The sequence below is a fragment of the Vibrio ordalii ATCC 33509 genome (genome assembly GCA_000257205.1).
Lineage (GTDB): Bacteria > Pseudomonadota > Gammaproteobacteria > Enterobacterales > Vibrionaceae > Vibrio > Vibrio ordalii.
In genome coordinates this window covers 1-11882 of record AEZC01000146.1, presented here as the reverse complement: position 1 = coordinate 11882, position 11882 = coordinate 1, and the positions used below count along the sequence as shown (strand labels likewise).

The 11882-nt window shown below is 46.1% G+C and carries 12 protein-coding genes and 1 pseudogene; 5 read left to right on the top strand and 8 right to left on the bottom strand.

Translation table 11 applies throughout. From position 1 onward, the window contains the following. Both glpB and glpC read left to right on the top strand, forming a co-directional pair. The coding region (gene glpB, locus VOR_RS17110; RefSeq protein WP_010319689.1) for a glycerol-3-phosphate dehydrogenase subunit GlpB at window positions 1-803 on the top strand (803 nt) is incomplete at its 5' end. Continuing rightward, window positions 800-2026: an anaerobic glycerol-3-phosphate dehydrogenase subunit GlpC gene (glpC, locus tag VOR_RS0110635; RefSeq protein WP_010319688.1), complete on the top strand. Its 1227-nt coding sequence runs from the start codon at window positions 800-802 to the stop codon at window positions 2024-2026. The genes glpB and glpC, both read left to right, overlap by 4 nt. An 89-nt stretch (window positions 2027-2115) precedes the next feature. Here the strand turns inward: glpC and VOR_RS0110630 are convergent, their stop codons facing one another. After that, window positions 2116-3204: a ketoacyl-ACP synthase III gene (locus tag VOR_RS0110630; protein ID WP_010319687.1), complete on the bottom strand. Its 1089-nt coding sequence runs from the start codon at window positions 3202-3204 to the stop codon at window positions 2116-2118. A gap of 348 nt (window positions 3205-3552) precedes the next feature. On the opposite strand from VOR_RS0110630, the gene VOR_RS0110620 reads away from it, so the two are divergent. Further along, window positions 3553-4713, top strand: coding sequence for an MFS transporter (locus tag VOR_RS0110620; protein WP_010319686.1), 1161 nt, complete (start codon window positions 3553-3555; stop codon window positions 4711-4713). A gap of 16 nt (window positions 4714-4729) precedes the next feature. Here VOR_RS0110620 and VOR_RS17105 read toward each other — a convergent pair whose 3' ends face one another. Next, the gene (locus VOR_RS17105) at window positions 4730-5125 is read right to left on the bottom strand and encodes a nitrous oxide-stimulated promoter family protein (protein ID WP_081480744.1); all 396 of its coding nucleotides are present in this window, start codon (window positions 5123-5125) and stop codon (window positions 4730-4732) included. Window positions 5126-5171: 46 nt separating this feature from the next. On the opposite strand from VOR_RS17105, the gene VOR_RS0110610 reads away from it, so the two are divergent. Continuing rightward, window positions 5172-5372 carry a DUF2986 domain-containing protein gene (locus VOR_RS0110610; protein WP_010319684.1) on the top strand — a complete coding sequence of 67 codons (201 nt, stop codon included), beginning with the start codon at window positions 5172-5174 and terminating at the stop codon, window positions 5370-5372. Here VOR_RS0110610 and VOR_RS0110605 read toward each other — a convergent pair. The 5 genes from VOR_RS0110605 to nirB form a co-directional block, all read right to left on the bottom strand. After that, window positions 5361-5834: a LabA-like NYN domain-containing protein gene (locus VOR_RS0110605; protein ID WP_010319683.1), complete on the bottom strand. Its 474-nt coding sequence runs from the start codon at window positions 5832-5834 to the stop codon at window positions 5361-5363. The two genes, VOR_RS0110610 and VOR_RS0110605, sit on opposite strands and share 12 nt — an antisense overlap. A 63-nt stretch (window positions 5835-5897) precedes the next feature. Beyond that, window positions 5898-6653, bottom strand: coding sequence for a uroporphyrinogen-III C-methyltransferase (gene cobA / locus VOR_RS0110600; protein WP_010319682.1), 756 nt, complete (start codon window positions 6651-6653; stop codon window positions 5898-5900). Between the two features lie 68 nt (window positions 6654-6721). Beyond that, on the bottom strand, window positions 6722-7534 hold the full coding sequence (locus VOR_RS0110595; RefSeq protein WP_010319681.1) for a formate/nitrite transporter family protein: 813 nt from the start codon (window positions 7532-7534) through the stop codon (window positions 6722-6724). A 142-nt stretch (window positions 7535-7676) separates the two neighbouring features. Beyond that, window positions 7677-8012, bottom strand: a complete 336-nt coding sequence (gene nirD, locus VOR_RS0110590) for a nitrite reductase small subunit NirD (RefSeq protein ID WP_010319680.1) — start codon at window positions 8010-8012, stop codon at window positions 7677-7679. 2 nt (window positions 8013-8014) lie between these two features. After that, the gene (nirB, locus tag VOR_RS0110585; protein ID WP_029627098.1) at window positions 8015-10603 is read right to left on the bottom strand and encodes a nitrite reductase large subunit NirB; all 2589 of its coding nucleotides are present in this window, start codon (window positions 10601-10603) and stop codon (window positions 8015-8017) included. Window positions 10604-11207: 604 nt separating this feature from the next. Here nirB and VOR_RS19140 point away from each other — a divergent pair. After that, window positions 11208-11432 (top strand): annotated as a pseudogene (locus VOR_RS19140) (IS630 family transposase); the annotation flags it as partial. On the opposite strand, the gene VOR_RS0110580 reads toward VOR_RS19140, so the two are convergent. Further along, window positions 11424-11882: N-acetylmuramoyl-L-alanine amidase (locus VOR_RS0110580; RefSeq protein WP_010319678.1), on the bottom strand; the 459-nt coding region annotated here is incomplete at its 5' end. The pseudogene VOR_RS19140 and the gene VOR_RS0110580 overlap by 9 nt on opposite strands.

Sequence of the window (11882 nt, the reverse complement as noted above, 5' to 3'; positions counted from 1 at the left end):
CTATCCCAAGTGAGATCATCAATATCACGATTCCGGGTTTCGAAGCACTTCGCCATAACCCCAACGAACTGCGATCCATCGATATTGCTCGTTTGCTCAAACAACCACATGCATGGCGCAGTTTTTGTGATCAACTGATCCGTCATGCCACTGTGCAAGATCTAGTGATCCTACCTGCCATCATGGGCAATGGTGATGGGTTAACCTTACTGAACAAACTTAAATTGGAAACCAACTTGCAGTTGCATGAAGTCCCGACCATGCCGCCATCATTAATGGGCATCCGCATTGAAGAGACACTCAGCCGAGCTTTTTTAACCATGGGTGGTACTCATTTAAAAGGCGATAAAGTCATCAGTGGTGAATTTGATGGTAACCGTTTGACCGCCATTCATACTCAAAATCTCAATGATATGCCGATTCAAGCTGACCATTTCGTGATGGCTACAGGGAGCTATTTCAGCCAAGGTTTACAGGCTTCTCATCACGGTATTAGCGAACCCGTGTTCCAATTAGAGACGGAGAGCTGTCATGATCGCGCTCTATGGCGAAACCATGCCTTTTTCTCAGAAAACTCTCACCCTTTCATGACCTTTGGTGTGCTGACCAACACGTCACTTAACCCAACTCATCAAGGTAATATCATTACCAATTTATACTGCTGTGGTTCGATGCTCGCGGGTTATGATCCTGTCTTTGAAGGCAGCGGTGGAGGCGTTGCTATTGCCAGCGCTTACCACGCTACCTCTCAAATTATGGCTCAAACTCAATCTCGACCAGCCATTCAGGAGGTATTAGCATGAGCACCTCTTTTGTTGAAGCCGCACCCCAAAATACCTCTTTTGATCAATGCATCAAATGCACTGTTTGCACCGTTTATTGCCCGGTTGCTAAAGCAAACCCACTCTACCCGGGGCCAAAACAGTGCGGGCCGGATGGCGAACGCTTGAGGATTAAAAGCGCAGAGTATTATGACGACCTACTCAAGCTCTGCACCAACTGCAAACGGTGTGAAACCGCCTGTCCTTCCGGAGTAAAAATTGGCGATATCATTGCTGTGGCGCGTGGCAAACATGGCAAAAAAACACTGAGTCCAAAGCTGGTGCGTGATTACGTGCTGAGCCATACCGATCTTTTTGGCACGATCGCCACACCATTTGCACCGATTGTGAACGCTGCTACGGCTATGCCGATGGTAAAAAAACTGATGCACAAGACCATTGGTGTGCACGATCATAAATCACTTCCCAAATACTCACACGGCACGTTTCGTCGTTGGTTTAAGCAGAACTGCACACGCCAACCCCTGTATAACCGGCAAGTGACCTATTTCCACGGCTGCTACGTTAACTATAACCACCCACAGTTAGGTAAAGATTTTGTCTCTGTGATGAATGCGATGAATATCGGCGTGCGGTTACTGGATAACGAGAAATGCTGTGGTGTACCGCTGATTGCCAATGGTTTTCACGATAAAGCACGTAAAAATGCGCTATTGAATGTGAAAAATATCGAAGCCGCGGTAGTTGATCGTCAAACGACGCTCCTCTCCACCTCATCAACGTGTTCGTTTACCTTACAACAAGAATACCCTCATGTTTTAGGGGTTGATAATAGTAAGGTGGTCAAACAAATCGAGTACGTCACACGCTTTCTACTCAAAGAGTTCATGAGCGGTAATGCGCCTAAAATGAAACCCGTTAACTTGAAAGTGGTTTACCACACCCCTTGCCACCTTGAACGCAGCGGTAATGTCATTTTTACCATTGAATTATTAAAAATGATCCCGGGATTGGAGTTAGTGGTCTTAGACAGCGAATGCTGCGGCTTAGCGGGAACCTACGGTTTTAAAGAAGAGAACTATGACGTTTCAATGAAAATTGGCGCGCACCTGTTTGATGCAATCAAAACATCGCAAGCTGACTATGCGATTACCGATTGTGAAACCTGTAAATGGCAAATTGAAGAAAATACCGCGTTAGAAACCATTCATCCAATTAGCCTGCTCGCCATGGCGATTGCCTAGTTTACACACCTAGCATTGAGAGTAAAACAGGCCACATTGTGGCCTGTTCTCATACTGCTTGTACTGTGTGAACATTCGTTTTCTAAGCGTTATTTAGATAGCGGGCGCTGCTGGCAGTGCTCAATTGCATTGGCCAATAATTCTAACGCACTGGACTGACACTCTGGTAACTGCGCTTGGCTACGGCTAATCGCGGTAACACGCTCGCCCCATTTGATGTGCCCAGCCCCCCAAGTTAAGCCCGCCCCGAAAGCGGCCACCAGCAGGTTATCATTCGGTTTGATTTTCCCTTGTTCTACCGCTTCACACAATGCAATAGGTACGGTCGCGGCAGACGTATTACCATAGTGTTGAATGTTAACGAATGCTTTATCTTGGCTAATACCTGATAAGTCACACAAGGTTTGAATGATACGAATATTCGCTTGATGCGGGATCACCACATCAACTTGCTCGGTTGAAAGACCAGAGCGCGCCAACACAGTTTGCGCCGCTGCGCCCATGCCTCGAACCGCACGTTTAAAAATCTCTTTCCCAACAAAATCAAAATCCCAATACCCATTGTCAGCGGCAAAACGATCCATCGATGAGCCAAATCTAGGCACTGCCAAAATATCACGCCCTTCTGCATCACAACCGATTTGTGCATCTTGCAAACCCACTACTTTATCGGTTTTACTCAAGACAACAGCGCCAGCACCGTCACCAAACAACACAGCGGTATCACGTTTGGTCCAATCAATGTAAAAAGAGAGACGCTCAGCACCCACCACTAACGCATGGCGGTAATGGCTTGATTGCATTAAACGTGTCGCAGTTTCTAATCCATAAACAAAACCGGTACAGGCTGCATTTAAGTCAAAAGCGGCGGCATTTTTAATCCCAAGGTTCTGCTGCACTTTCGAGGCAATATTTGGGATAAGAGAATCTGGCGAACAGGTTGCGATGATGAGATCAATCTCAGTTGCATCAATCCCAGCGCAAGCGATGGCGTGTTGGGCAGCCACCGTAGCTAAATCCGAGGTATTGACATGGCTAATGCGGCGCTGTTCAATCCCGGTGCGAGTTTTAATCCACTCATCGGAAGTTTCAATAAAGGTGCTAAGGTCATGGTTTGAGAGCGTTGCAGGTGGTAGGCATTTACCCCAACCTGTAATTTCGGCATAGAATTTTGTCATTGTTAACCTGTTCTTGTTGTATTTTCTAATGCAATCCAAAGACCTAAAATTAAAAACTCATCGTATGAAAGAGAAATGAGACTCAAAAGGTCTTTTTGATGTCAGTCAGTATACGCACTTTTACTCCGACGTTAAGTCTAGCGATACTGAAAGAGTAACTCATTATAACCAATAATAAAGTTGGCATTATTTATCGATTTATGCCAACTTTGCTGCTCATTGCTCTGGCTTTATTTTCGATTAATAAAATTAATCGTTAAGAACATAATTTTTCGTTTTATCTTTCTCAATATCAGCTCCATATTCGCCGCAAAATCTCCCATCAATTCTGGTTTTGAGGCAAAGTCAATGGACAACATCACTGTGAACGCGTCGTCCCCTCGCATTTCCGTTCCGGTCATTGCGCTATCGCTTTATGCGATTGCCTCAGGCTATTTAATGAGCCTGATCCCATTGATGTTGCCGCATTACGGGCTTGATAGTTCATTGGCAAGCTGGCTTGCCAGTGCCTTTTACGCTGGCTTATTGATCGGCGCATTAGTCGTTGAACCTGTTGTCAACCGAGTTGGCCACCGAAACGCTTTTGTATGGTGCTTAGCGCTACTCATGTTAACCATTTTTGCCTTACCTGCTCTGCACTATGCCAGTGCTTGGTTAGTGGCACGTTTTGTTGCTGGTATTGCGGTGGCGGGTGTTTTTGTTGTCGTCGAGTCTTGGCTATTACACGGTGATGAAAAAGGCCGAGCAAAACGCCTTGGTATCTATATGGCGGCGCTTTACGGCGGTACGGCATTGGGCCAATTAGGGATTGGTTATTTAGGCGTATCAGGCGGCGTGCCTTTCATTGCCATCATTACCTTGCTATTAATCGCCAGTTTGGTGCTGATTTATGGCGAATCTGACCAACCGTCAACTCAGCATGCCGTCAGCCTATCACTGAAACAGGTACTCAAACTAAACCATGCCGCCTTGCTCGGTTGCGGAGTTTCAGGACTCACTTTGGGGGCTATCTACGGTCTAATGCCTGTTGAATTGGAACAACGCGGTATCAGCCATACCGATATTGGCAGCTTAATGGCGCTTGTAGTTTTGGGTGGCATGGCGGTGCAACCTATGGTGCCTTGGCTATCAAAGTTTTTGGGCCGAACACTATTAATGGCACTGTTTTGCTTGATTGGATCTGCGGCGATTACCATGACCTTGTTCGATTCAACGATGATGATATTAGCTGCCAGCTTGTTTTTCTTAGGTATGGCGACGTTTGCCCTGTACCCAATCGCCATCAACTTAGGTTGTGATAAGCTCGATGCCAATTACATTGTCTCAGCGACACAAGTTATGCTGTTTAGCTACAGTATCGGCTCTGTGGTTGGCCCAATGATCGCTGATTGGTTTATGCAAAGATCGCAAGGCTTAATGGGCTATCTCTTTATTGCTTTACTGGCGACTTGTATTTATATGTTGGCTTCAAGCCTCAAAACCAAACGCCAGTGGGTGGCGGGAAAATAAGTCGCAGCAAAGCGGATCATATTTTATCGCAAGGCGCACGGTTCAATCGTTGATGGCGGATCGCCAATATAGGGTGAGAAAGCAACATTCTTGGCCCTGCGTAACGCATCACCAATCTCATTTGTTCTTTCGGCTCAGGCTTATAGCAATGAATTGGGCAACGGTTGCAGGTGGGTTTATGTTGGCCATAAGGACAGCGATCTAAGCGTACTTGCGCATATTCCAACAAGGTTTTGCAACACGTACAGAGGCCAGATTGACAGCGATGATGGCGCTGACAATAAATGTTCACCATCGCCTCTACGGTACGAAACTCACTGAGCAGCTCTCCCGTTAAAAGATCGCTATGCATTTTTTCCATTGCCAATAACTTCCATTGAGATCGCAGATAAAAACAAGTATCCTGCGCCACCTTGTTCCTCATGTACCCAAGACTTTGTGTCAAAGAGCAGACGACGATGAACCGCAAAAAGAAAATTAACCAAACACTGCAAAAGCATCTTAAAAAGAAGCATGCCAAGCTGCACGGCAGCAATAAGCCTCGTTATATTTCCAAAGCTGAACGTGAAAAATTAGACGCTGAGCAAGCCGCTTCAACCAGCACGGTAGATACTCAACATAGTGAGATTGTGCCTGCTGAAGGTGAGCTACAACAGTAAGTCTTGCTCGATTGGAACAAACTGGCTGGCGACATCAATAAGGCTTTGAGCCGTCAGTCTTGGTACTCCGTACACTTCTACTTTTTTGTTAAAACGCTGTTTAATCCGTTCGACCAATAGCTCGAAATCACCATCTCCTGATACCAGAACAATCACATCAGCTTGCTCTGCCAGCTCAATCGCATCGAGAGTAATACCGACATCCCAATCCCCTTTTGCACTGCCATCACGACGCTGAATGAAGGGCTTAAGCTGAACCTCAAAACCAATACCGCGCAAAATATGGTGGAACTGGCGCTGCTTAGGATCTTGGCTAGCAATCGCATAGGCATTGGCTTTGATCACCTCTCGCCCTTGAGTGGCTACATACCAAAATTGGTTGTAATCAAAATGCTGGCGGTACTTCTCTTTACAGGTGTAATAGACGTTTTGAACGTCGACAAGAATGGCAACTTTTTCCATGAGCTCTCTTCTCAAATAGAAACGAAAGCAGCGGCTTGTTCGCCGCTGCTTTACAAATTGCGCTTAGTATACGCCAAACCACTTCAATTTGTCGTGCAAGCGAGTCACACTGCCGACCACAATCAAGGCTGGGCTTTGTGCTTGTTGCGCTAAAAGGGGTAAATCGTCAAGCGAGCCCGTCAATACTCTCTGTTTATCTGTAGTGCCGCGTTCAATAATCGCGCAAGGCGTTTCTGCGCTCAGGCCAGCATCCAACAAGTTTCGTGTGATGTTCGGGCACTGTTTTAACCCCATATAAAAAACCAAAGTTTGGTTGTCTTGCGCTAAACATCGCCAATTGATCGCTTTACCTTCTTTTTGTAAGTGGCCCGTAATGAACTGCACACTTTGCGCGTGATCACGGTGCGTCAGCGGAATCCCCGCGTAAGCCGTGCAGCCTGCCGCCGCCGTGATCCCCGGAACCACTTCATAAGCGATATGATGTTCAGCCAGCGTTTCGAGCTCTTCACCGCCTCGGCCAAAAATAAAGGAATCACCGCCTTTCAAACGGACAACTTTTTTACCTTGTTTGGCTTTATCGACCAGAATTTGGTTGATCTGATCTTGCGGCACACAATGAAAATCCAACTGTTTGCCAACGTAGATCATCTCCGCGCTGCTTGGCGCCAGATCTAAAATCGCTTGCGAAACTAAACGATCATACACCACCACTTGCGCTTGGCTGATCACCCGTAGCCCCTTAACCGTCAGTAGATCGGGATCGCCTGGCCCTGCGCCTACTAAAGAGACAAAACCGCGACTCGTTACACTGCTTACCATGATTACTCTCTACCTTATCGACAAAAGGATATCGTCATTAAGCGAGGTTAAACCTCACTTAACAATGGTTAGCCAAGGTTGCGTTGTGGCAAGGTTTTACCGTGAGTCATGTAAAGGCTTAACCCGGTAAATAACAAGCCGCCCACTAAGTTACCCAATGTGGCCGGAATTTGGTTCCACACCAACCAATCGACGATGGTGAATTTAGCGCCCAACATCATGCCAAGTGGGAACAGATACATGTTCACTACGGCGTGTTCAAAAACCAAACCGAAGAAGATAAAAATAGGTAACCACATTGCAACCACTTTGCCGCTCACAGTAGTTGATGTCATAGCACCGACAACACCTAGGCACACCATCCAGTTACACAAGATGCCTTTCACAAACACGGTGATCCAGCCATTAATACCGTGTTCGGCAAAGCCAAGTGTGCGAGCAGTAGACGCTTTGATAAACGCTTGCCCAACCGCGCTCGGCTCGATACTGAAACTCATGGTGAAGGTTAGCGCCACTAAAAAGGCGACGGCAACGGCACCGATTAAGTTACCCAGCCCAACCAAGCCCCAATTCCGTAGAACGCCCGCTTTGGTTACTCCGGCGCGTTTTTCAAACAAAGCTAAAGGTGCTAAAGCAAAAACACCCGTTAATAAATCAAAGCCCATTAGGTTCAAAATACAAAACCCCACAGGGAAGACCAGAGCGCCAACAATAGGCACTCCGGTTTGCACAGCCGCAGTAATGGCCACAGCGACAGCGATAGCAAGAATCGCCCCCGCCATAATGCCGCGAATTAGGGTATCGCGCGTTGACATGAAGATTTTGCTTTCGCCAGCGTCAATCATTGTTTGCACAAAATCGGCAGGTTTTACATAAGACATAATGGTCCTTATTGTCACCAAAGTTAAAATTAAAAAAGGAAATTGAATAGATAAAGGCTCCCAGCCATCGATGCATCACCAAGAGAACTCGATGAACAAGGAACCTTTTTGCTATTGAATCTCATCGTCTCAAAAGCGGCTGTTAAGCCGCGACTTCGACCACACCGTCGGTGACTCGCGCGGCATAAGCTTTCACGCTAAAGCGTTCATCTTCCATACATTGGCCTGTTATGAGATTGAAACGCTGCTTTTTAAGCGGGCTTGCTACCCAGAACTGCTCTTGATGTTGGCAAATAAAACCGCGTGACAACACATTGGCTCGAGCAAAGGGATCCATATTGCTTATCGCCATCACTTCTTGCGCCTCAGTCGGACGGAAGAGAGCCACTTGCTCACCGTTCACCAGTGCACACACACCCGTTCCGGGAACAATGTCATTAATGTCACAGATGGCTTGAAATACTGTGTTATTGGCCATAGTTATTTCTCCAAAACAGGGGTAGAAATTGCCGAATCAGCAAGCGCAATGTGGAATATATCGCCTTTCGCTGCTGGGTGTTTTTCGCCATAAGTCGCAGGACGGTGCTGCTCACGAGCGCTGACGAACACGACGTTCTCATCGCGTAAATCAGAATTAATGAAGTGAGTAAAACGAGTTAATTGCTCAGGATGATTAAGCGTTTCTGTCCATTCACAGCGATAATCAGCAATAAGCTTCGCCACATCCGCTTCGAGTTGATCGTTAATGCCCAACTTATCGTCCACAATCACTTCACGCAGGTAATCAACACCACCTTCTAGGTTGTCTAGCCACACTGAGGTGCGTTGTAATTTATCGGCTGTGCGAATGTAGAACATCATGAAACGGTCGATGTATTTCAGTAGTGTTGCTTCATCTAAATCAGAGGCCAGCAGATCCGCATGTCGAGGCTTCATACCACCATTACCGCAGACATACATATTCCAACCCGCATCGGTCGCGATCAGGCCTAAATCTTTCCCTTGCGCTTCGGCACATTCGCGGGTACAGCCTGAGACACCAAACTTCATCTTGTGTGGTGTACGGATACCTTTGTAGCGGTTTTCAATCAGCACACCCAAACCGACGCTGTCTTGCACACCAAAACGACACCACGTACTACCGACACATGTTTTTGCCATGCGCAGAGCTTTGGCATAGGCTTGGCCTGTCTCGTATCCAGCATCAATCAGTTTGCGCCAAATCTCAGGTAAATCGTCTTTTTGAGCACCAAACAGACCAATGCGCTGCGCGCCCGTCACTTTGGTGTAAAGTTTGTATTCTTGAGCGACATTCGCTAGCACCGCAAGCGCTTGTGGTGTGACTTCACCACCTGCCATGCGTGGGATCACCGAATAAGTACCGTCTTTTTGCATGTTGCCCAAGAAGTTATCATTGGTGTCTTGCAAACTGACCAGCGATGGCGAGAGCACATGATCCCCCCAACACGAGGCCAGAATTGAACCAATTGTTGGCTTACAGACTTCGCACCCATAACCGCGTCCATGTTTTGCCAACATCTCATCAAAACGTTTGATACCGTTAATGCGGATCAAATGGAACAGCTCTTGGCGTGAATACGCAAAGTGCTCACAAATATCGTTTTTGACTTCCACACCCGATTTAGCCAGTTCAGCATTCAGAACCGACGTCACTAAAGGCACGCAACCACCACAACCGGTTCCTGCCCCTGTCACGGCTTTAATCGCGCCGAGCGTATGATGACCATCGGCCACGGCTTGGGCAATTTTCGCTTTAGTCACATCAAAACAAGAACAGATCACCGCAGTATCAGGTAGTGCATCCGCGCCTAATGCGGGTTTTTCAGCGCCAGCATGCGCGGGTAGAATCAAGGTGTCTGGGTGTTTGGGTAGCTCAATATCATTGAGTTTGAGTTGCAGTAAATCGCCGTAATCTGACGTGTCGCCAACTAAAACTGCACCAAGCAATTTTTTACCGTCTTCAGAAACGATAATGCGCTTATAAACTTCATCTTCTTCATTTTGATAGACGTAGCTTTTACAACCGGGCGTTCGTCCATTGGCATCACCAATCGATCCCACCTTCACACCCAGCAGTTTGAGCTTGGCGCTCATGTCTGCACCACTAAATTGGCTCTCATTACCCACAAGATGATCAACCGCAACCGTTGCCATTTTGTAGCCAGGAGCAACCAGACCGAAGAAGGTTTGATTCCAAGAAGCACATTCGCCAATCGCGTAAATATCAGGATCGGATGTTTGGCAGTGATCGTTAATGGCAACGCCACCACGCGGCGCGATGTCTAAGCCCATTTCACGAGCTAATTTGTCCTGAGGACGTATCCCTGCGGAAAATACGATGAAGTCAACTTCCAAATCCGAACCGTCGGCAAATTTCATGGTATTACGAGCGGTCTCGCCTTGAGCAACAATCTCTAGCGTATTTTTGCTAGTGTGAACTTGCACCCCCATCCGCTCAATTTTATTACGCAGTTGTAAACCGCCTTGCAAGTCAAGTTGCTCAGCCATTAATACCGGAGCAAACTCAATCACATGGGTTTGTACGCCCAACGCTTTCAGCGCGCCAGCCGCTTCAAGGCCAAGTAAACCACCGCCTATCACTACGCCGCTTTTGCTCTTTTTCGCGCACGTTTCGATAGCCTTTAGATCTTCAATGGTGCGGTAGACAAAGCAGTCTTTACTTTCATTGCCTTTGATCGGCGGTACAAAAGGATAAGATCCCGTCGCCAAGACTAATTTGTCATAGCTCACTTCACGGCCAGTATTTGAATAGACCACGCGCTTTTCGCGGTTAATGTTAATCGCTCGCTCGCCCATCAAGACATTAATCGAATGTTTTTGATAGAAACCCGGCTTAACAAGCGAAAGCTCTTCAGCAGTATGGTGTGAAAAGTAGGAAGAAAGATGGACGCGATCGTAGGCAACACGCGGTTCCTCACAAAAAACCGTGACATCAACAGCCGATGCCTCCATTTTTTCGACCAAATCTTCGATATAGCGATGGCCAACCATGCCATTACCGATGACAACCAGCTTCATCCTGCTCATATGGGTTCCTAATTATGGTAACGTTTCATTGAGCGAGATTTTTAATTATGAAAGAAAATGAATTACTGATGTAAATCAATTACAAACTCAAACTACCCTAAAGAGGTAGCCATAAAGAGGAATATCAGAGAGAAATAAACACGTTATCGTGAAGACTAGGGGCCGACAGGCATCGGAAGATAATTAATATATACCCAAACAACTTGGAGTTGCAGGTAGGTGGCAAGTGAGTGAGTCCCCATGAGCATAGGCAAACTATGTGATTGGGGTGAACGAACGTAGCCAACACCGCTGCAGCTTCAAGTAGGAAGGGTATAGTATGATCGCTTCCAATCAAACCTGCTCATTTACAACAAAATTGGTCAGTTTTCCTCTGCCAAAGCACTTGGCAGAAGTTATATAAACAACTCAAACACGCTCATTATGCTTTCGAGTAGAAGCTTATGACGGGGTGTTCACCCCACCCTAACCCTCCCCTTGAAGGGGAGGGAATTAATTTCGTGAGTATTAGGCATGCTATTTATGATGAGCTGTATAGTTTGCTAGTGTTGAAATGCAAAAAATAATAGATAGCAAGAGGCAAGACCTGAACCTGCGGTTCTCCGAGCTTCATTACCGGCAGCCATATAGCCCCAACTTAAATCCAATAGAGCGGCTTTGTAAAATAATGAATGTGCATGTGAGGAACAATGTTTATTTATCCTCGAAAGAAACATTCACCTCTGCTATCAAAAATTTTTTCAATGTAACTCTACCAGAAGTTGCTGGCATACTTATATCCAGAATTACGGGTAATTTTCAGATATTGAAACCTGCAACTTCAAGTTGAACGAGGGGAGGATTTGTATTTATCAACAAGAGAGTAAAGAATTGCCACGGTTTCTATATCTACTTTTCCTGAGTAATTCTCAGGGCGGAAGTGTAACTGAAATGCTCGAATCAATTGTTGATACACTTGAGCATCCTCAGTTTTGGTTGTGCCATAACCATAAGTTTTTAGTTTTTCTAAAATGTCATTTTTGTTTGGAAGATTTGTTTGAAATTTCTTGCAATACTTAGTTTTAGTTTCTTCATCATACCAAGCACCAATCCCTGATAAATAGAGTTCTTTCCAAGGAAAGAGAGCTCCCGGATCGCTTTTTCTACCTGGTGATACATCACTATGGCCTATGATATTAGTTGGTGAAACATCAGGATAACGTTGTAGTATATTAATAGCGAGTGATTTTAAAGCTGCAATCTGTTGTGGATGATAAGGTGAAAAAGTGGTCGTGACTCC